Annotated in this window: 18 protein-coding genes and 1 tRNA gene; 7 read left to right on the top strand and 12 right to left on the bottom strand. The window is 43.2% G+C overall.

Annotation, left to right across the window (positions count from 1 at the left end):
* The first annotated feature begins 7 nt into the window (after positions 1-7).
* Positions 8-763 (top strand): DUF2310 family Zn-ribbon-containing protein, encoded by a 756-nt coding sequence (locus tag CLV42_RS05090; RefSeq protein WP_106600822.1) that lies wholly within the window; start codon positions 8-10, stop codon positions 761-763.
* A 262-nt stretch (positions 764-1,025) separates the two neighbouring features.
* Here CLV42_RS05090 and CLV42_RS05085 read toward each other — a convergent pair whose 3' ends face one another.
* The 3 genes from CLV42_RS05085 to CLV42_RS05075 form a co-directional block, all read right to left on the bottom strand.
* Complete coding sequence (locus CLV42_RS05085) at positions 1,026-4,253, bottom strand: glycosyltransferase family 117 protein (RefSeq protein WP_106600821.1); 3,228 nt, start codon at positions 4,251-4,253, stop codon at positions 1,026-1,028.
* Between the two features lie 185 nt (positions 4,254-4,438).
* Positions 4,439-5,260 (bottom strand): SAM hydrolase/SAM-dependent halogenase family protein, encoded by an 822-nt coding sequence (locus CLV42_RS05080; protein ID WP_106601339.1) that lies wholly within the window; start codon positions 5,258-5,260, stop codon positions 4,439-4,441.
* Between the two features lie 270 nt (positions 5,261-5,530).
* Entirely contained in the window at positions 5,531-6,331 is an 801-nt protein-coding gene (locus CLV42_RS05075) for an SDR family oxidoreductase (protein ID WP_211303389.1), read from the bottom strand.
* Between the two features lie 156 nt (positions 6,332-6,487).
* Between CLV42_RS05075 and CLV42_RS05070 the strand changes: the two genes are divergently transcribed.
* Positions 6,488-6,560 (top strand) — tRNA-Lys (locus CLV42_RS05070).
* A gap of 376 nt (positions 6,561-6,936) precedes the next feature.
* A complete protein-coding gene (locus CLV42_RS05065) occupies positions 6,937-7,722 on the top strand; it encodes a M90 family metallopeptidase (RefSeq protein WP_245901495.1) in 786 nt (261 codons plus the stop codon).
* Positions 7,723-7,939: 217 nt separating this feature from the next.
* On the opposite strand, the gene CLV42_RS05060 is transcribed toward CLV42_RS05065, so the two are convergent.
* Positions 7,940-8,149 (bottom strand): hypothetical protein, encoded by a 210-nt coding sequence (locus CLV42_RS05060; RefSeq protein ID WP_106600818.1) that lies wholly within the window; start codon positions 8,147-8,149, stop codon positions 7,940-7,942.
* Positions 8,150-8,217: 68 nt separating this feature from the next.
* Here CLV42_RS05060 and CLV42_RS05055 point away from each other — a divergent pair, with 68 nt between their 5' ends.
* Positions 8,218-8,556 (top strand): hypothetical protein, encoded by a 339-nt coding sequence (locus CLV42_RS05055; protein ID WP_146154312.1) that lies wholly within the window; start codon positions 8,218-8,220, stop codon positions 8,554-8,556.
* A 321-nt stretch (positions 8,557-8,877) separates the two neighbouring features.
* Here the strand turns inward: CLV42_RS05055 and CLV42_RS33835 are convergent, their stop codons facing one another.
* Positions 8,878-9,036, bottom strand: a complete 159-nt coding sequence (locus CLV42_RS33835; protein ID WP_170117401.1) for a hypothetical protein — start codon at positions 9,034-9,036, stop codon at positions 8,878-8,880.
* A 195-nt stretch (positions 9,037-9,231) separates the two neighbouring features.
* On the opposite strand from CLV42_RS33835, the gene CLV42_RS05050 reads away from it, so the two are divergent.
* Positions 9,232-9,468: a GlsB/YeaQ/YmgE family stress response membrane protein gene (locus CLV42_RS05050; protein WP_106600816.1), complete on the top strand. Its 237-nt coding sequence runs from the start codon at positions 9,232-9,234 to the stop codon at positions 9,466-9,468.
* A gap of 252 nt (positions 9,469-9,720) precedes the next feature.
* Positions 9,721-10,320, top strand: coding sequence for a dihydrofolate reductase family protein (locus CLV42_RS05045; protein WP_106600815.1), 600 nt, complete (start codon positions 9,721-9,723; stop codon positions 10,318-10,320).
* Between the two features lie 446 nt (positions 10,321-10,766).
* Here CLV42_RS05045 and CLV42_RS05040 read toward each other — a convergent pair whose 3' ends face one another.
* Positions 10,767-12,248, bottom strand: coding sequence for a serine hydrolase domain-containing protein (locus CLV42_RS05040; protein ID WP_106600814.1), 1,482 nt, complete (start codon positions 12,246-12,248; stop codon positions 10,767-10,769).
* Positions 12,249-12,303: 55 nt separating this feature from the next.
* Complete coding sequence (locus CLV42_RS05035) at positions 12,304-12,636, bottom strand: hypothetical protein (protein WP_106600813.1); 333 nt, start codon at positions 12,634-12,636, stop codon at positions 12,304-12,306.
* Between the two features lie 216 nt (positions 12,637-12,852).
* Between CLV42_RS05035 and CLV42_RS05030 the strand changes: the two genes are divergently transcribed.
* A complete protein-coding gene (locus CLV42_RS05030; protein WP_245901494.1) occupies positions 12,853-13,647 on the top strand; it encodes a winged helix-turn-helix domain-containing protein in 795 nt (264 codons plus the stop codon).
* 194 nt (positions 13,648-13,841) lie between these two features.
* Here CLV42_RS05030 and CLV42_RS05025 read toward each other — a convergent pair whose 3' ends face one another.
* The 5 genes from CLV42_RS05025 to CLV42_RS05005 form a co-directional block, all read right to left on the bottom strand.
* Complete coding sequence (locus tag CLV42_RS05025) at positions 13,842-14,579, bottom strand: SDR family oxidoreductase (RefSeq protein ID WP_106600811.1); 738 nt, start codon at positions 14,577-14,579, stop codon at positions 13,842-13,844.
* 63 nt (positions 14,580-14,642) lie between these two features.
* Positions 14,643-15,521: a helix-turn-helix domain-containing protein gene (locus tag CLV42_RS05020; protein WP_106600810.1), complete on the bottom strand. Its 879-nt coding sequence runs from the start codon at positions 15,519-15,521 to the stop codon at positions 14,643-14,645.
* A 351-nt stretch (positions 15,522-15,872) separates the two neighbouring features.
* Positions 15,873-16,262 (bottom strand): hypothetical protein, encoded by a 390-nt coding sequence (locus tag CLV42_RS05015; protein ID WP_106600809.1) that lies wholly within the window; start codon positions 16,260-16,262, stop codon positions 15,873-15,875.
* Between the two features lie 222 nt (positions 16,263-16,484).
* Positions 16,485-18,311: a T9SS type A sorting domain-containing protein gene (locus tag CLV42_RS05010; RefSeq protein WP_106600808.1), complete on the bottom strand. Its 1,827-nt coding sequence runs from the start codon at positions 18,309-18,311 to the stop codon at positions 16,485-16,487.
* 211 nt (positions 18,312-18,522) lie between these two features.
* Positions 18,523-19,800 carry an MFS transporter gene (locus tag CLV42_RS05005; protein WP_106600807.1) on the bottom strand — a complete coding sequence of 426 codons (1,278 nt, stop codon included), beginning with the start codon at positions 19,798-19,800 and terminating at the stop codon, positions 18,523-18,525.
* Positions 19,801-19,939 lie beyond the last annotated feature (139 nt).

Raw genomic sequence — 19,939 nt, 5'->3', positions numbered from 1 at the left:
TATCCCTATGTTCATCTATCAAATCCTATTTCAGAAGGCGAACTGGCCTAAGTCAGAGATGGAATCCTTCCTGTATGACGCCGATTTTTTCATCAGATCTTTACGTTCCAATGGTCAGCTGGTATCCCTGAATGAGGTATTCCTTTGCCAGGAAAACGCGGTATGGCTGCATGTGCAGTGTCTCAAAAAAGACTCCCTGGACGAGCGTTATAACAGCGATTATGTCAATCAGTGGACTTCCATTCTCATGGAGCGTTACGACGTCACTATTTCCTATAAATATGTGGGCGAACACCTGGTTGCTGTCCCTACAGCAGATATCGCGTCTTCCAGGTCGCTGATATTGTACTGGGGAGGGGCTTCGCCCATCAGGTCGGGCGACAGCTTTGACCCGATTCCCCTGTATAGCTTTCCCTACACGCATACACGGCACCGGAGCTACGAGGATATTAACTCATGGTCAAGGAGTTATGAGGAGATTGACGGGCTTTGGTTCAGGGGATCGATGGGGGAAAAGCAATTTCATAGTTATTTGTCAGATATTAAAAGTCCGCTGACAATGCAGGGAAGGGATATCTGCCACAAATTAGAAGAGCTGACCGGTAAGCCCAGTTATTATTACCTGTTTAATTATGATAGTAAGAAAATGGAGCAAAGTTGTCCGTCATGTGGAGGGCAGTGGAAGCTGGAAAGCAAGCTGCTGGAGAAATTTGATCTGAAATGTGATCATTGCCGGCTGGTGTCTGAGAAGGTGAGGGATTGAATATATGTTCCCGGGGTTATCATTCCGCGCTACAAACAATGGGGTTCCCCCGGGGTTATCACCCCGCGCTACAAACAATGGGGTTCCCCCGGGGTTATCAACCCCGCGCTACAAACAATGGGGCTCCCCGGGGTTATCACCCCGCGCTACAAACAATGGGACTCCTGACGGAGTCCTATTATGGTTTGTTGATGATGTTTTGATATAAAAAAACGGGGTGTCTCTTTATAGGACACCCCGTTTTTTTATAAAGCATTTGTTATTAGTGTTGAGGACTATCAGCTGCCTGTCCCTGGGAGTCAACCTCAATAGATTGGCTGCCTTCCAGTCCTTGCTGACGGCGTTCAGGATGAGTGAAATCTTCCTTCATACGCTGCAGCAGGGAGATGAACTGCTCTGACATATCTGTATCACGCTTCAGGCCGTCCTGTTTGGAAGGAGGCAGACTGCGGAAGTATTGTATCTGTTGTGTACAATCCTTGATGATCTTCTGAGAGATCTCATCTGCTTTCTTCGCATCACCTGCCAGGTAGTAGGCATATACAGTCTGCATGGAGCTGTAGTTATGCATCTGGCCCGGAGTGGTCATGGCGTAAGGGAAGTTGCTTTCAAACAGATTCTTGTCAGCCTTGTTGAGTACAGCCAGTGCAGAATCTTTATTTCCTTGCAGTGCCAGGGCAGTACCGAGTCTGGTGTAGGAGTTTCTGATGTATTGCAGCAGTTTACGGTTAGGCTCATCGAAGTATGTACCGTTCACATTTGCACCACCGAAAGCGAATTTCTTCATCAGGTTGTCGTACATCGCCGGAATGTTCACATTCTTTTCTGCGCCCATCGGATCGTTACTTTCTTCTTTTTTCAGCGGTACCAGGCGGTAAGTCAGACCATCCATACGGAGGTAGTCATTCAGACCGAGGTCGGTAGGGCTGGTAAAGTAGATCGGGCGTTTCCAGTCGTTGGCAGCGATGATATCATATACCGCCAGGTCGTTTTTCAGCAGGTAGTTTTTATTTACCTGGAAAGGCAGCTGAGGCATGATCCTCGCGCTGTCATGGATATCAACGGTACCGCTCTTAATCGCCGCAGCTACATCTACTGGTATAAAGAGCTTTTTAGCAGGGAGGTAGTTGATCTGGGAACCATCTGTAGTAGATAGTTTCGCACGCGGATCATCAGACCCCATAAAGTTCATGACTTCTTTCAGGTTATAGAATTTATCCTGTGGGAAGTTACCACCATCGTAGTACTGGATGTAGTTACGGTTTTCACCCTGATACTTGTCAGGCGCCCAGTTCATTTGAATAGCAGGGCTTTTGTTCACCGTGTGACGCTGCTGATCAATGTACCAATCCACGCCCAGGAGGCTGAGGTTGACTACACGGATATCAGGACGGATACCTTCTACTTCCTGTGCGTACCACAGCGGATAAGTATCATTATCACCTACGGTGAAGAGAATGGCATCCTGTGCGCAGGAATTAAGATAGTCGGCAGCTACGTCGCGGGCGATAGTTTTAGTAGAGCGGTCATGGTCATCCCATTCCTGGAAGCCCATCAGTACCGGAACAGCCAGGAGGCAGACAATAGTCGCCGCCGGAGCTGAGATCGCTGATTTGGTTTTGGTTTTCAGGAATTCGTAGATGGACAGTACTCCCAGACCAATCCAGATCGCAAAAGCGTAGAAGGAACCAACGTATGCATAGTCACGTTCACGTGGCTGGTTACCGGCCTGATTGAGGTACAGAACGATAGCGAAACCGGTGAAGAAGAACAACAGACCAGCTACGAGGGCGTCTCTGCGGTGATTGTTGTAGTGATAGATGAATCCGATCAGACCCAGAATGAAGGGCAGGAGGAAGAGCGTGTTGTGTGCCTTATTATTTTTCAGGCTGTCTGGCATTGTGGACTGGTCACCATAAAACAGGTTATCTATGAAAGAAATACCTGTGATGAAGTTACCGTCGCGTACGTTGCCATAACCCTGTGTATCGTTTTGTTTGCCGGAGAAGTTCCACATAAAATAGCGCAGGTACATGAAACCAACCTGGTATTTTACAAAGAAGCGTACGTTATCTGCAAAAGAAGGTTTTTGTCCGTCGGCGAGACCGAGGAAATCGCGATAGTAGTCTGCGTGTCCCTGATCGTTGCTGGCATCCCATACACGTGGGAACAGCATTTTATCTTCCGGTGCATAAACAGGTACCTGTTTCTTACCAGCGATCAGATACTTGTCTTTACCACGGGCGTAGATATTGCCGGCATCTTCGTAGCTGGTAGGACGGGCGGTAAATACCTGTCCGTAGATCAGCGGGAAGTCGCCATACTGCTCACGACCCAGGTAACCTACCAGGGATATCGGGTTGTCCACATTGTACATATCCACAGATGGGTTAGCGGTAGAGCGAACCATGGTGGTGATGTATGTGGAGTAACCTAATAACAGGAAGAGGATGGAGTAGATGGTCACTTTGGTAAAATGCTGGAAGTTGCCAGTATTTACGTTTGTACCGAATTGTTTGAGGAAATAAGGTATAGCTACGATAGCTGCTGCAACGATAATCTTCAGGATCTTCACTCCGGTGCCTGTCGCCTCATTAAAGGAAGGGATCACAATAACGGAAGCAACAAGTATCAATGGTGCATAGAATCCGAATTTCGGATTTTTCAGACCATACAGCAGCAAACCGGCCAGTACGATGAAATAGAAAGCAAAACCGCTGTAGAAAGGAAGACCGAGGGAGTTTACGAAGAAAACGTCCATCAGACCGGAAGCCTTGATCGTATCTTGTATAACGAATTTCTGTACCATACCGGTAAGGGCACAACCAACGATAAATGCCCAGAAAGTACCCATTGGGGTTACTTTATAGCGTTTAAAGTAGTACACCATTACAATAGCAGGGATAGTCAGGAGGTTCAGCAGGTGGACACCGATAGAGAGACCCATCGTAAAGGCGATGAAAACGATCCAACGGTCAGCGTATGCTTCATCTGATTCATGTTCCCATTTCAGGATAGCCCAGAAAACGATGGCGGTGAAGAGGGAGGACATAGCGTATACCTCACCTTCCACAGCGGAGAACCAGAAAGAGTCGGAGAATGTGTAAGCGAGTGCACCTACTGCGCCGGCACCCATAATAGCGATCATTTGATCACGGGTGATAGGTGCCCCGTTTTTAACGATCACGCGGCGGGCGAAGTGGGTAATGGTCCAGAAGAGGAACAGGATTGTAAAGCCACTGGACAGGGCGGACATAAGGTTCACACCTAAGGCTGCGTTTTGTGGAGACAGCGGGATAGTGAACAATCTACCTAACAGCACAAATAAAGGAGCTCCAGGAGGGTGCGGAACCTGTACCTTGTAGGCACTGGAAATGAACTCGCCGCAGTCCCAAAGGCTGCCGGTGGCCTCCATTGTCATAATATAGACAGTGCAGGCAATGATACAGATAACCCAACCGACAATGTTGTTGGTCCTTTTAAAATTCATAAGGATGTTTTAGGTCCGACAAAAATAGAAAAAGTGGCAAATTATGATAATTAGTGATAACAGTTTTAACTTTTTCTTTAATAAGAAAAATTTTTTGTAGATAGAGGGTTGAAAAGCAGAATAGAAAAGTGATTGATTAACAGTCGTAAGGGAAGTCGGGGCAATAGGAGGGGGCTTCGGCTGGTTTAGCCGAAGATGATACGGACGGTCTGGTAGAAGGACAGTTTCTGGTAGCCGGAGGTCAGCTGGTCACGGGTAAAGCCCTGTAAACCAAAGAGGCCGGCAGCGTTTCCTTTGTTAATGGCTATTTCCAGGTAGCCGGCGGCGTTGAAGAGTGCCAGTTTATGCCCTTCCGGTACATCCGCATAGGTTTCACAAAGTTGTGTAATCACCTCATCACGGCGGAAATAGATGGAGAATGGCCTGTTCTGGCGGTGTTCATCAAACTGCTGGCGGGTGATATTCACGACTACGTTTTCGAAGTTGTCGATATGAATGATCTGTCCGTCGATATAATCCTGGCCAGTCATCGGCTGGAGGTTGTTTTTGATGATATATCCCGAGGCTGGTTCGCCCAGTTCAGCCAATGGTTTACCGTTCTGCAATTCCCTGTAGGCTTCGGCGAAGCGTTGGAGAATAGAGAATGTATCCCGGGGCTGTGTCTTATGTAAAGGCAGTTTGATCACTTTGGTGGGGGCTCCACCCGCAATCATTGTAATCAGTCCGTTGTCTGCACAGGCTATATATTGTCCGTTGTGTTCTGCGAGCAGCACGTGATCTGCTTTACGGTCGAACAGATTAATCAGTACAATATGGAATGTACGTGGCGGATAATAAGCAAAGGAGCTCTTACAGATGTAAGTGGCCTGTGGCAGGTTAAAAGGAGATATCTGATGAGTAATGTCCATAACAGGAGCGCCTGGACAGTGTTGCCACAGCTGCCCTTTGATGGCGCCTACCAGGTAGTCCTGTAAGCCTATATCTGATGTTAGTGTTATTATGGACATGTATGTTATCAATGAATACCAATTACCCAAAAAGAATGCCATTGGGGCATTGGCGTTGTTTTGTAATGCAAAGAAATATAAAATCTGCATGTTGCTGCGACTAAACAGCCAATTACTTGTTCAGATGTGAATAACTATAAAAGGGCCGGGGTCGGGGGTTTGGGGCGCTTATAAGCAAAAAATAATAGAATAAAAAGTAAAAGATTCAAGTTAAGCTGTTCATGCTAATTGCCTTGTAATCAGCTATTGGCGCTGAACAGCTTAACATCATTATTTAAGCGGCGAACCCGGTTCTTTTTTAAAATGATTATATACTATACCATCCAGCAGTCCTGGAAACAGTTTGCTAAGCAGCACTGTCATTTTCCCCTGGCCTGTAAGAACAAGTGTGCGTTTCCGTTTGGAGATCGCTTTCATGACAGCAGCAGCTACTGTTTCTGCACTCATCAGCTTTGATTCATCCAGTGGTGTTTCTGCCTGGCTGCGTCCTTCTTCATTCAATGCTGTGTTACGTATATTGGAACTGGTGAAGCCAGGGCATACCCACATTACGTTGACGCCTGTATGCAAATGCTCGGTACGTAGTGATTCGAGGAAGCCCTGCATGGCGAACTTAGACGATGAGTATCCGGTACGGCCAGGCAAGCCCCTGTAACCTGCTATAGAAGATACACCTACAACGGTCCCTTTGTTCGCCAATATAGACGGTAACGCATATTTTGTACAGTAAACAGTACCCCAGAAGTTAATATCCATCACTTGTTTCAGGACCTTGAGGTCTACATCATCAAATAATGCCCGCATAGAGATTCCCGCATTATTGATCAGGACATCTATTTTACCGAAGCGGGAGATGACCTGTTCAATGAAGTTTTTACAATCCTCTTCTTTACTTACATCGGCAGTATAGGTATAGAGGTTGCCGGATGCTAATTCCTTCTCTAATGTCTGCAGTGCTTCGGGCTTTCTGCCACAAACGGCTACTTTAGCGCCTGAATGGAGAGATGCTATCGTCAGCGCCTTTCCTATTCCGGAAGTACCGCCTGTGATAACGACAACTTTATCTTGCATTATGATTTTTTTTCAAATGCAAAAATAGGGGTAAATGAGATATGATGGTTTATTTTGTCTGTGGCGGGTTTTGTGAAATTGTTTGAAAAAAAGTTGTCAAAAAGTTGGAATGAATAAAATATTTTATACCTTTGCAATCCCAATCACAAAAGGGATGATTCCGTAGCTCAGTTGGTAGAGCAATACACTTTTAATGTATGGGTCCTGGGTTCGAGTCCCAGCGGGATCACAAAAGCCCGGCTTCGAAGAGAAGTCGGGCTTTTTGTTTGTATGAAATGTCCGTCAGATCCGCAACGAGAGCTAATAATGGATTTATTTTTGTAGTTCGAGGTTGGGACAAACTATCCAGTTAGGCCAACATGGGCTAGTTATCAGACCATCATTTGATTCATTTACGATCTCGCTAACATCATTTATAAAAGCTGTTCAACCTTTCTTTTAAGAAAATTATGTCCTATTATCTTCACTTAAAATAAGCCTGAAATTATTGACAACAATATGCGAAGCCATTGTAATAATTAGGGCTTCTTTCCATATATCAGAACTCTACGTCAGACTATCTGCATAGGTGCCTGTTGATAAGGTATTTTGCTTAAATTTAACTTATGATGTTATATACAATTGCTTTGCTATTATGTTGCCTGTTCATCGTTTTGTACATGCGCCGTAAAAAGGAAAAGCAGACGATGAGTCAGGCGCTGGCCGGTATTTATAGCGTTTTACTCAACGAGCATATTCGGTATTATCAACTCCTGAATGACAAGGAAAAAGCAAGGTTTGAAACACTGGTAAATGAGTTCTTACAGTACGTGCGTATTGAAGGCATTGGCACAGAAGTCACTGATCTGGACAAAGTCTACATTGCTGCAAGTGCCGTGGTGCCCATCTTTGGTTTCCCTGACTGGAAATATCGCAATCTCACAAACGTTATCCTTTACCCGGATACCTTTGATCACAATTTCCAGTTTGAAGGTGATGAGAGAAATATATTGGGTATGGTTGGCTCGGGTTATATGAACGGGCAGATGTTACTATCCAGAGCCGCTCTGATCAAGGCGTTTTCTTCTTCATCAGGTTCCGAACACACGGCTATTCATGAATTCATACATCTGCTGGATATGTCAGATGGTGCGACCGATGGTGTACTTGAAAATCTGATGCGACATGAATATGCTGTACCCTGGTTGAAAATGATGCACAAGGAAATGCGTTGTATTGAGAAGGGACGATCTGATATTAATCCTTATGCATTGACAAATGAAGCAGAGTTTCTGGCGGTGACTTCGGAATATTTCTTTCAGAAACCTGAGAAATTCAAACAGCATCATCCTGAAATGTATGCGCAAATGAGCCGGATCTTTGGTCAGACGCCCCCGGAAACAGAAAGCTAAGCAGCCTGTTAATATAAAGACCAAAGGAGCTGCCCTTTTAGCTTGTATGGAGGATCAGCAGGGCTACCCGGAGTTCCGCTTTAACTTGCTCCGAAAAAATTAACCTATCATCACAAACGGGTATTCACATCACCACATTTGAAAATATGTTAAGAGCGCTGGATGCACACAACGCAAGCCAGAGTGCTACCTTTGCCGGCCTTCTTAACCGTGATTGCTATATTATACGATTGTTGGCCTTTTCAAAAAAGATGATATTAGCGGGCAAATAAGGATTCTCCGTTTCCAATAGTCTGCCTTTAGTGGAAAGTACTTCTGTGTGGATGGAACCGATTTCACTGTCTATTTCATTGATACGTGTGGCGATAGCATCCGCATGCAGGATTTGCTTATTTCTAGTATTTACAAGATCTAAAAATTGTCGCATTAACCGTTAATTGCAGCTTCAGGTTACCGGATACATTACCTCAGTATCGAACGTTAAGTGGTCTATTGGTGAAGACAGTGACCATAAGAATTAAAGGGTTAAGTTTCCTAGATACACCGTTTTATACTGTGTTACTGACGCATCAGGGGAATCCCAGGTTTGTTGATGTATATGGCGGTGTGCGAGAATTCAAACATAGAAAGCGAACATTGTTCCAGTTTTATAAAAACGGAGAGTCTGAAACATTCGACCTGGGAGGGTTAGAAGGACGATATGCTTATTTGTCGCCTTTTGCCACCTGGACTATTTCTATATTCGGCAGTAGCGAAAATGTAATTGTCCCTATTGCCGATATAGAAGAACTGGGTTTAACATTTAGCGGCGTCGCATTTGCAAGATATCTTTAAAGCCGGTGCTCCGGCTTATGCTGATAATTATTTGGAATCCAAATAATTGTACTAAATTAGTATGCTTAGTCCGAGAAGAACGTCATGTGCATTTATTCGTTACACCCCCGTTTATTTTTTACACTCAAAATACCATAACATGGACTCCAACACAAACACATTCCTATTGAGCGCTTGCTGATTCTGTTCAGCTGTGTCCTCGCTTCTGATCAGACTTTTATTTAATAAACTCCGCTCCTATAACGCAATGGGATCGTCATTTTGGAGGAACGACGATCCCATTTGCCATTAGGTGATACTTCGATGTCCACGCAGTTTTGATTATACGATGACGTTTTCTGTGATCGTCATAGGATCACAAACAGCACAGGTAGGCCCTTCTGTTGGATTTATTACTACCCCTTTATTTAGCTTGGTGTTGCTTAGTCTAGCGATTTTAATTTTGTTCAGGGTCAGTTTTTTTCTGTTTTCCTTTTTCATGAGCAATTAGGGTTTAGGTGAAGAAATATGTACTTAGGAAGATAATAAAATCAGTTCATATTTAAAAGAGAACCGAATGATTATGTCAAAGGAGCAGCTACTCCGCTTTTGTAATATGCCATTATTAATCATATAAATTATTTATGTAATAACAATATTTTACAGTAAATTGAAACTTAATGTAAACATCAATTTATGATTTGGACTATTATTATCGGCGGCATAGCTGGCTGGCTTGCAGGGCAACTGATGCGAGGTAAAGGGTTTGGGATAATTGTGGATATTATTGTGGGAGTAATAGGCGGCTGGCTGGGTGGGTGGTTTTTCGGCCAGCTTGGAATCCATATCGGAAGCGGTCTGTTGGGCTCACTGATCGTGGCACTGGTGGGAGCTATCTTACTAATCTGGCTTATACGGTTAGTGAAACGATGAGAATGGCCGTTTGTTGGGAAAGATAACCAGCTAGAGTGCTGTATCATAGGACTCGCTGAAATTGGGCAAAGCTCGCGCGTTAGCGTGAGCTTTGCTTTTTATATGCCTGCTCCCTCGCCATAGATTTCACAGCAATGTAAAACAAAATGATGTTCTCTTATTTGGTAGCGCATTTACACCCTTATTTAGTCAGGACTACACCGCATGTAACTGTTCTGGTGTTTATAACTTTGCTATATCAAATCTCATTATATGAAACAGACAAATGCAAGAAAACTGATCTTATCAATGGATATGTCATTCGATGGTATTGTAGCGGCTGAGAACAATGAAGCAGCTGGGGAAACCGATACAGCAGACCATAATGTCGATGACAGTGATGAATTATGGAACCATATGTTTAATGACCTGCAATCAGTAGATACCATATTGGCAGGCGCGGGAATGAATCCCCTGTACTTTGATCATTGGCGGGCGCAGCTGAACAATCCAACAGCAGATCCGAACGAAGTGAAATATGCCAGGTGGGCCTACCAAATTCCACATATCGTATTTTCAAAAAACCAGCAAAAGGTCGATTGGCCCAATTCGCGTATCGCCACTGACCCCGATGCTGAGATTGCCATGTTAAAGCAGCAACCCGGTAAAGACATTTTAACATGGGGTGGCGCCACCTTTGCGAATTATCTGATTAGTAAAGGACTGATCGACGAGTACAACATCAGGGTAAGTCCAAAGATAGTCGGAAGAGGAAAGGTCCTGTTTAAGAATATAGAATATCGAAGCAATTTGTCATTGATAGATGTGAGGCAGCTAAAATCCGGAACAGTTATGTTGCGCTACAAGGCGTAGAGCGCCTTTAAATTGGCAAAGCCTTTTCACAATGCCTTCAAGCATTCGTCTACATCGCCTTGAGCTTGTAAAAAAACTTTACCGCAATCCTGCTCAGGGCATAGCTGTTATTGTTTTCTGGAATTTATAAAAAACCGGTCTGAAATTCTGGCCGGCCACATCTTACTACCAGCAATTTAAATGCGACCCAGGACCAGGCAACTACTAATATACCGTTGCTATCGAAATGGCCCGTTCCTGGGCCTACCATACTGCCATGGCACTTTCTCCCGCAGCATCTGCCCCGAGCTGTTACATACCTTCATACGGGAATAGCCCGTAGATAACCGCGATTACATCCATCTGCGAGAAGGCCGGGAATCTGACAATCTCTTTTAAAATGCCCTTAATTGTTAGGTTCCCTGCAATTTTTTTATTCTCAATATCAATTGACTACACCCTGGTAACTATTCAATTTTTACAGCTTGCATTTTATAACCATTGCCATTAATCTCAAAGCCATTTACCTTTTTGTTTTCGTCTTTCGTAAATCTTTGTTCCGATCCAGCTATTTCCAATATAAAGAAATCAGAATCAGAGGTAAAATAAATTTTGTATTTCGTTTTACTGTTCAACCTTATCACCAAACCTTCTTTTTCCAGCGTAACATTAAGTGTATCCCGATGTAGTTTGTAGTTTCCAACATATGATTTCAATATTTCGTTATTTACGGCAACAACCTTTTTAATTTTCGGAGTATAAAAATCTTTCCATTTATAAACAGCAGCCAGGGAATTGACTATTTCGCTTAACAGGCTTCCATTATCGGTATTTGCCATTACTACTACGCCATTCCCATTTTCCATGCTGCCGTAGTATGAAGCAACAAAGCCTTCATCCCAACCATCATGGTTGAAATATTTTTCACTTCCTTTTTTAATAATAAACACTCCTAACGCTGCAGAGCTATCAATATAAGGGGTCAATCTAAGCCTGGTTGTTTCCGGGGAAAGTATTTTATTACTTTTTCCATGTAATGACAGCTGTGTTTCTATAATATATTTAGCTAAATCTGTAGGGTTTGTCCATAGGCCCGCAGCAGCCTGTTCGGGATAGATATGATACTTACCTTTCACTTCTTTCCCATCATTATAATAACCTTTTGCTAATAGATTTTCTTTATCCGCTGGCGGCGGTTGGGCATAAAAACTATTGTTCATTCCCATTGGGTTTAATACATTGTTCCACATGTATGTATCGTAAGGTTGTCCTGTCACATCTTGCAATATTAGTTGTGATATGGTTGTTCCTCCACCTGAATATTCAGATTTGAGAGATGGCTCATACATTGACCGAATCGCTTTATTGTTAGCCGGCTTTTCGCCATTTAAAATTTGAATCAGTGTAGGGATGGTGTCTCCTTTTTCATAACCGTCAAATCCGTGTACCGTTAGTCCTGCTGTATGGCTTAACAGATTTGCTATCGTTATCTTTTTCCCTTTTGATAGAGAGTCATAAGGAAATTTCCATGATTTCAAATAAATATTGATATCGGAATCAAGGTTCAATTTGCCCTCCTGCGCTAAATTTAAAATACCAACCCCATTTAATGATTTGCTGATTGAACCTGCCTGAAATAATGTATTTATTGTAACTGGCCGTTGTTTAGCACTATCTGCCCAACCATATCCTTTAGCCCACTCGATTTTATAATCTTTTATTAATGCAATACTTACTCCGTTTACATGATTACTTTTCATTCTGTCGGCAAGGGTAAATTGCTGATTCTCTATTTGTACCCATAAACCTAAATTGTTTTCGAACTGTTTGATCTTTGTTCGTACGTCTTTGGAATAGGTTGTAGTGTTTTGTGCAGATAGAATACTTGCTTGGATACAAAAGAACAGAAGTAAAAAAAAAGATGCAAAGGATTTTGTTTGTTTAGTCATATCGATATATTAAAATAGGTGATGAATGATTTTAAAATCAACAATGGACGTTTGTTCAACTATTCGTCATCGCCGTTCTGGAAGTAAGTCTGAGATCAGTTTCTGCCCCCATTCCTCCTTCTGACTTAATTTCTGTTACAGTGGGTATTTTATTATACAAGGACTTTGCATCATAACGTGAAAGTGGCCGGACATTCGGACTTACTTCACCGGTAGTCCAGATGTTTCCTTTTTTATCTTTCCGAACCATTGTGTAAGGCTGGTAGGAAGGGACTATGTCTGTGATATTGTAATTGATATTATCCTGATGGGGTTCAGTTTGCTTTTGTCCGCAGGAAGTGTGACAAACAAGCATTAATAACAAGATATTTAAGTGTATGTATTTCATGATTTTTTGTTTTTCAAATCCTATCAAAGTTGGTCCAGCGAAATTATCTTAATACCTTTCCACACGGGTATTTAGATTGTAAATAAAAATGTAACCTTTGTAAATAAATCGTAAAACGGTATGTTTTATAGCCGAAATCTATTTTTGGGGAAACGTAAGTACCTGTGGGTATTGATATTTCCCCTTTTTATCTCTGTAATATGCGTGGCTTTCAATATGACCGGCAGTGACGGTTTTGATATCGCCAGGAGGGAAGTTTTGCTTCGGAAGATAGGAGACGAACTACTCACACAGTCGGGCGACAGTAGATCAAGGGTGCTTCCGGTAAAAAAAATCGCCGAAAATGAATACCAGATCAGCTTTGAGAATGAGCTTACTTTTCAACCGGGCTCGCTGATTAATACTACCCGGCGTTTGTTGGCCCAGGACCCCCTCACAAGTGATTATGTTGTTAATGTTCTTAACTGTAGCAACTCCAGTGTAGTCTATGGATACGCTATATCCAACAACAAAAGAAATGAAATTGTAGCTTGTAGAGGAAGAGTACAACCCAAAGGATGTTACGTGGTTAACATTAAGTTCAAACCGACAGGTATAAATACCACAAAGATTGGATATCTTATGGGCAGCCTGTCATTTTTAGCATTTGTTGGTTTCGTTTTTTTTAGACCGGCTAAACCTCGAGAAGCCGAGCCTGGCAATCAAAATACCGGCATTTTAACTTTTGGAGCGGTCTTGTTTAATACCCAGGAACGGCGACTGGTAATAAATGAAAACACCATAGACCTGACTGACACGGAAGCGCGTTTACTGCTCATTTTCGCATTGTCTCCTAACCAGACTATAGAGAGAAGCCGGCTGCAAAAAGAGGTATGGGAAGATGAAGGTGTTATTGTTGGGCGCAGCCTGGATATGTTCATTTCGAAACTTAGAAAAAAACTGGAGTTGGATCCCAATATCAACATCGTTGTTATACGAGGCAAAGGGTATAAGCTTGAAATTAGTTCTTAGGGAAGAATCGTCCCCGCTACGTCCCTTGTGTTGTCTAAATTGTTGATGGTCAATGTGCTTGATTTTCTGTATAGATATATTTGAAAATTGTATGGTATCTGCAAAGCTCGCGCTAGTCGCGAGCTTTGTTATTTGGTTTATTTTTAGTCGATCCGCAGTTCTTACTGGTTTTCATTTGGGTTAATTTATCTGAACTACCAAGGTATTTCTCCTGTTTTAGGATTATTTTCCTCACTAAAAAATTTCCCTGTTGGGCCATCATCGTCAATCAGCGCATATTTTACGATCCGTTTTCCAGCATCTTTAACCGTTCCGGGCCCACGATGTCCGTTGAAATCTGTTTTTGTAAATCCCGGGCAAACGGCATTTATTTTGAAGGGAGTGTTTTTAAACTCGTATGCTAAAACCACCGTGTACATATTCAAGGCTGATTTGGAGGAAAGATATACAGCGCCTTTGTAATCGTAATATTTATATGTTGGGTCACTGTGGAGGGTAATTGAGCCCTGACTTGAACTTACATTTACAATGCGAGGTGCTGATGACTTTTTCAATAAATCGATAAATGCCTGTGTAACGCGCACCGCGCCATAGACATTTGCGTCATAAGCTGCCTTAAACTGGTCAATCGTTGCATCAAGTGCCGTTTGTGGGTAACCACCATAAATACCCGCATTATTAATAAGTATGTCCAAGACGTCTGTTTTTTTACCTATTTCTTTACGGGCTTTAATTACTGATTCGTCGTCCGTAATGTCAAGCTGAATAACTTCTACATTGTTTAATCCCTTTGCTTTTAATTTACCAACGGCTTCAACGCCATTTTCTACATTACGACTACCGAGGTAAACATACATTCCTTCCTCAGCAAGTTGCTGTGCCACTTCAAAGCCAATGCTCTTGTTGGCTCCTGTTACTAATGCAAATTTCATGTTGTGTGAATTTTATAAAGCAAAAGTAGAGGGGCCAAAAATAGCGGGAATGGACAAATCTGTTTATTCTCCCGACAAATCTTGCCCGGGTAAAAATTCACTGGCGCTTTTTCCTGTACTTTTCTTGAAGAGCCTTGAAAAATAATCAGGGTCATTAAAGCCTAGTTCATAGGCCAATTCTTTGATAGAAATATTGGAATAGCGCAATTTCCGCTGAGCTTCCGCCATCAGGCGACTGATAAAATAGTCTTTGGGCGATGTGCCGGCGTATTCTTTTACAATCCGGTATAAACTGTTGGTAGATAAAGCTAATTTTTCTGCAATTGCGTTGATAGAAGGTTGTTCTGTAAGGGACGTTTCCACAGCTAGTTTGAAGGCAATAAACTTTGACAGGTTTGGATTTAAGATATTAGCGGGTCCTTTGTTTTTGAAATAGGCGCTGTTTAATTCTGATAGCAATGAGCTCAAATAAGCTAACATTATTTCAGTGTCAGTCTCGTATTTATCTAAGTGCAGTATCTGGTTTAAAATTCCAAAGACCTTTATCACTCTTTCTTTCGCAGCAGGGTCAAGAGCTATGGTCGGCGCGTTTAAAGGGTTGACTAAAAAAGGAAATTGTTGTGGCAACAAGGCCAATGTATTTTCATCAAACAGCAGCTTGAAATATTTAAGATCGTTAGTTTTGGCAGGTGGCGTAAAAATTTGATTGGGCATTGCGAAGAGCAAGTGCCCATCAGTAAGCGTATAGTCTTGTAATTCTAGATTGTATGTAATTGAACCGCTTTCAATTAATACAATAAAATAAGAAGATAATCTGCGAGGTTGCAGTAAGTTTTTTTGAGGGTCAGCTGACAGATAAGGATTGTCGTTTGATCGAATCTTTATCCCCGGCTGATCGTGCTGTAAGCCTTCATTTTTCTCTTTTTGTTTTTGTACATTCATTGCTCAAAAGTTTGGTGGGTATCGCGATTTGCCCTCATTTTACCAGAAATATTTTGTTTAAATATTGTAATTGGTTATACTATTTCAGCTAATTTACGTAAATCGAATATAAAAAGGTTCGAGTTTTACCATAGCGATCAGGGTAAAATGAATCGCTTCAGGTTTAAAGACTTGTAGCGTTTTTTTTTTTTTGGAGAGTTTATATAATTATTTTCATTGTCAAGCTATAATCGGATTCGAGTCCGAGCGAGCCTTCAATAAAGAGAGCAATATCTATATTATAATTCGTAAAGCCGATATTGATTGAAACAGAATTAGTTATTACATGTTTGTAGTTGCCTTTAGGAGCAGTTAACTTCTATAATTATTGATGCCGATCAGCATAGCCTTCTTTCTGTATTCTTCTGCCTCTGTTGGTGCATACCAGCTGACGTCAAAATGATCGCGCGTAAATTCTCCGGATAAATCTTCTATTTGATAGGTGATCGGATTACGTCCGACACAAATGATATTGCCAAACAGCGGAAATTCTTCCAATAGCCCTAGGAGAAAGCCTGGAGTACCTGCTTTGGTAAAGGCAAGTGGATCAAAAAGAATGGTGAGCAGTTTATTAGGATGTATCATATCAATGCCTTCTGCATTTAGGTACTGTTTTACTTGTTGATAAAATATTGCTCTTTCTGCTGGCAAAACGATTTCTTTCACCACCTGACTATAGGCATCGAATAATAATGCGCGCATAGGATGTTTATGGTTTTGACAACGAAGGTAATTTATTATTGAAATTGACGGATTTTTGATTCTGTGTTATATTGATTATACGCAAATCAAGGCAAAAAGCCCTCAAACCGATAGCATTTGCGAGCAGTTCCACCGGACCAAGTTATGGCACAGAGTTTTGGCGGTCACCGCGAAAAAAGAGGGCGCCTTTTGACGCCCTCTTTTGTAGTGATCAAGTAGTCATTAGTTCTTCATTATCTTAAAGCTCTCGCTTTTATTATTATCGCCCACCTGTATAAAATACAAGCCGGATGGGAGGCCGTCGAGCGACAACGTTTTCCTGTTATTGTCATTGATTTCAATAATCTTCAGCAAGCGCATATCGGGACCAAACACTTTCGCCTGCACCTTTGAGGTGATAGGTTTCCTGTATTCGATAAAGACGTAGTTGCTGGCAGGGTTAGGATAAACGCTCACGGTTTCCGGTTTAGTTACCGGCGCCACTTTGCTGAGTGTCAGGTTTGGCGTGGCTATCCGTTGTTCTATCACGCCGCTGTTGAGTGCATCGTACGCGTTGACGTTGAACTGACCACAGAGCAGTTTCGGAAATACTTTCTGGAATACAGTATATTTCTCTGCATAAGGTTTGAAAGAGAGTGCTTTCGGTGATACCTCGAGTTGTTTAGGACTGAAGTTGATAGTGCTTACCGGCGGCTGGTGTAATTTGATACACTGCTGGCTGGCGCTGCTGAGATCACGGAGAAGCACGTTGGTGAATGTACTCGTGTTGCTGGTGCCATTGATGATGTAATTGGCATTGGCCAGTATCGCGAATTTGTCTTTGCCGGCAGCTTTTATTTCCAGGCCATACCTTTCGGTGTAACTGGCCGTCTGCGGGAAGGTGCTGAATTCTACGAGACCCAGGGTACCGGACACGTATCGCAGTTGCAGGTAGAATACTTCTTTGCTTACAGCGGTGTAGTAACTGGTGGTGAAGCCGGTGAGATAGAGGTAGTAGTTTTCATTGCCCAGGTTACGGATAACGAGGTCGTTGGACTCTTCTGTGCCAGCATCACCAACATGGAAGGAGCCTGTGATGGCGCCGCTTTCTCTTACATCTATAATCAGTACCTGTCTGTTAGGGGCGCCGGTGGCGGCTGTGACATCGACAAAGCCGGAGATGAAAAAGGCATCGTTACCAGCAACGTTGGTACGTTTCACGATCTTGGTGCCGGCAGATTCAGTAGTGGCTCCGAGATAAGCGAAACCGGTAACTGGGATACCGCTGGGCTGGAGACGGAGGAAGAGTACCTGGCGTGGACCTCCGAAGCCGCTGGTACACAGCTCTACATAACCAGTCAGGATGATGTTGTTGTCAGTGGCTTCTGTCAGGGCCAGTGCGTTAGCGTTACAGGTAAAATTGGTGGAGTACTGGTAGTTCCATACAATGGCACCTGCGGCGGTGAGGCGGGTAGCCAGTATATTGATCTGCTGACCTGCCGGTGCGGGGCTATAGCGACCTGCAATGATCACATCGCCGTTAGTAGCCTCAATAAGGTCATTGTATTCAATGAGTGCGTTAGCATTGGCAGTGGTTACTGCAGCGAAGTGCAGCTTCTGTACCCAGACAGGGTTCAGCAGCTGATCCAGGCGAATGATGACCGGTGTGGAGTACACGGGAATGCCATTGATCAGGTTAATGGACTGGATCACATAGCCTAAGAGATAGTAACCTTTGCCGCTTTTCATGCGGAAGATTTTCTTTGGCAGCAGGGATGGTAACAGTTTGCTGGGTTGTGGAACTATATGCTCGGAGAGGAAGTTGCCGTTGGCATCAAACTGATCGAGCGATAAAGAACTTTTCGTGGAATCCTGGTACACGTTGGCGCTCCATAACAGAAAGGCTTGTGGGGCAGAAGCTACAAATGGCGTGTCTACGACGAAGCTTGCTGCTTTGTAGTGAAATTGCAATGCGAAGGTGTTGTAGTACAGCTGGTCCGCATTTTGTGCCTGGGTAGTGTTCACACCAATAAGCCAGGCAATAATAACCAGGTATAAATGTTTGCTCATGTAGGGGACTTTTTTAGTTAACAAAAGGGTTATCGTAAAGGGTGACAGAATATCAGTGAAAAGATAAGCAGACAGGCCTGTAACAGACCTGCAGTCGGCGGGGGATAGTACCGTTTTAGTAAATAAACATACAGCTGTTAAAGTTAAAAAGCCATTAAACGCAGCAATAGCTGCATTTAATGGCTTTTCCTATAGAAAGAAAACAGCTCTATCAAATAGCCTCGGCGGCCAGTTGCCTGGATTTTCTGGATCTCATGTAAACGACCAGACCTGTAAAAGCTACAATCAGTATAATGGGTAACACTAAAGTAACCTGTAATACTTCAGGGCCTGCAAGGTTCTTCGCCTCGTTCAGCGCGGCCGCTTCGGGAGTGCCATCGGCAGCAGCAGTATAAGTACCCAGATGAGCGCCTGCAGGAAGGTGTTTGACAATCAAACCGTCATAAAATCCTCCCATGAACATAGTGTATATAGATACGGCGAACATTCCCGCACCACCCATTAGGTTAAGCCCCAGTGCGCCGGACTGTGGGATATTCTCGGCAACAAAACCGATCATGGTTGGCCAGAAGTAACATACGCCGATGCCGAAGATCAGGGCGGCAAAGAATACCGAGCTTCCTGTAAATGTGCTCAGCATATAAAGCCCTATAGCGGCAAAAATGGCTGAGAAGAGGAGAACACCCTGCGGTGCCAGCTTTTTGACGATTGGCTTAGCGAAGGCCCGGCCAACAACCATAATGCCAGTCGTTAGTGTCAGCAGTAACAGCGCATTATTAGTCACATTTTTTAGCAGAAGGCCTATCCACTGACCAGTGAAAAGTTCAGTGATCGCAGTCATGAACATACAAATGAGCATGAAGATGAACAGTGGCGAAAGTACGGCCATATACATGTCACCGCTGGAATATCCGGATGAAACTCTTTCAGTAGGCGGAAAATCAAGCCGTGAAAACAGGAAACCATAGATCAGGGTAGGAATCAGCATGGTTGCCACCTGTAACTGCCAACCCAGGTGTAGGTTGACAAATAAGGTAACTACCAGGGTACCGATCACGATACCTCCCGGAAACCAAAGGTGGAAATAATTCAGCCTGGTGGTCTTGTCTTTCGGATAAAGTGTCGCTACCAGCGGATTACAGGCCGCCTCCACTGTACCATTGGCAATACCGATCAGCAGGGTGGAGAAAAACAGCGTCCAGTAGCCCTGCGCAAAAATAGTGAGTGCAATGCCGGCCAGGTGAAAAAGAAACGCGATGACCAGCAGGCGTTTCATGCCAATGACGTCCACTATAACACCGCCGATGACCATTGCCAGTGGAAAACCCCAGAAAGCGGTAGCGGTAATGCTACCCAGCTGTGTCGCGTTCAGCTGGAAATCTATCCCTAATTGGTTCATCATTCCTGCTCGGATACCAAAGGAAAGCGAGGTTACTAACAGCGCCAGGCAACTTGCCCAGAATAGCTTATTGGTTTGAATGTTTTGCATATACGTGGTTTTGGACAGTAATAAACTTAAGGTTAAGTCTGCGCGGGATTAAAATACAAAAAGAAATGTGAACTTTTCTCATATAAAATGAGAGAAAAGACACAATTTCATAGTTTTTTTAAATTTAATATAAATTTTG

The sequence above is a fragment of the Chitinophaga ginsengisoli genome (genome assembly GCF_003014595.1).
GTDB classification, from domain to species: Bacteria; Bacteroidota; Bacteroidia; order Chitinophagales; family Chitinophagaceae; genus Chitinophaga; species Chitinophaga ginsengisoli.
Note: the sequence above shows the minus strand (reverse complement) of the source record. Positions and strands in the feature narration are given on the sequence as shown.

Excerpts from the sequence above, each read along its gene's own strand:
- CLV42_RS05030 (WP_245901494.1), top strand. The coding sequence starts at position 12,853 with ATGACCGGCAGTGACGGTTTTGATATCGCCAGGAGGGAAGTTTTGCTT.
- CLV42_RS05045 (WP_106600815.1), top strand. The coding sequence starts at position 9,721 with ATGAAACAGACAAATGCAAGAAAACTGATCTTATCAATGGATATGTCA.
- CLV42_RS05065 (WP_245901495.1), top strand. The coding sequence starts at position 6,937 with ATGATGTTATATACAATTGCTTTGCTATTATGTTGCCTGTTCATCGTT.
- CLV42_RS05005 (WP_106600807.1), bottom strand. The coding sequence starts at position 19,800 with ATGCAAAACATTCAAACCAATAAGCTATTCTGGGCAAGTTGCCTGGCG.
- CLV42_RS05010 (WP_106600808.1), bottom strand. The coding sequence starts at position 18,311 with ATGAGCAAACATTTATACCTGGTTATTATTGCCTGGCTTATTGGTGTG.
- CLV42_RS05025 (WP_106600811.1), bottom strand. The coding sequence starts at position 14,579 with ATGAAATTTGCATTAGTAACAGGAGCCAACAAGAGCATTGGCTTTGAA.
- CLV42_RS33835 (WP_170117401.1), bottom strand. The coding sequence starts at position 9,036 with ATGAAAAAGGAAAACAGAAAAAAACTGACCCTGAACAAAATTAAAATC.
- CLV42_RS05080 (WP_106601339.1), bottom strand. The coding sequence starts at position 5,260 with ATGTCCATAATAACACTAACATCAGATATAGGCTTACAGGACTACCTG.
- CLV42_RS05050 (WP_106600816.1), top strand. The coding sequence starts at position 9,232 with ATGATTTGGACTATTATTATCGGCGGCATAGCTGGCTGGCTTGCAGGG.
- CLV42_RS05060 (WP_106600818.1), bottom strand. The coding sequence starts at position 8,149 with ATGCGACAATTTTTAGATCTTGTAAATACTAGAAATAAGCAAATCCTG.
- CLV42_RS05015 (WP_106600809.1), bottom strand. The coding sequence starts at position 16,262 with ATGCGCGCATTATTATTCGATGCCTATAGTCAGGTGGTGAAAGAAATC.
- CLV42_RS05075 (WP_211303389.1), bottom strand. The coding sequence starts at position 6,331 with ATGCAAGATAAAGTTGTCGTTATCACAGGCGGTACTTCCGGAATAGGA.
- CLV42_RS05040 (WP_106600814.1), bottom strand. The coding sequence starts at position 12,248 with ATGACTAAACAAACAAAATCCTTTGCATCTTTTTTTTTACTTCTGTTC.
- CLV42_RS05035 (WP_106600813.1), bottom strand. The coding sequence starts at position 12,636 with ATGAAATACATACACTTAAATATCTTGTTATTAATGCTTGTTTGTCAC.
- CLV42_RS05020 (WP_106600810.1), bottom strand. The coding sequence starts at position 15,521 with ATGAATGTACAAAAACAAAAAGAGAAAAATGAAGGCTTACAGCACGAT.
- CLV42_RS05090 (WP_106600822.1), top strand. The coding sequence starts at position 8 with ATGTTCATCTATCAAATCCTATTTCAGAAGGCGAACTGGCCTAAGTCA.
- CLV42_RS05085 (WP_106600821.1), bottom strand. The coding sequence starts at position 4,253 with ATGAATTTTAAAAGGACCAACAACATTGTCGGTTGGGTTATCTGTATC.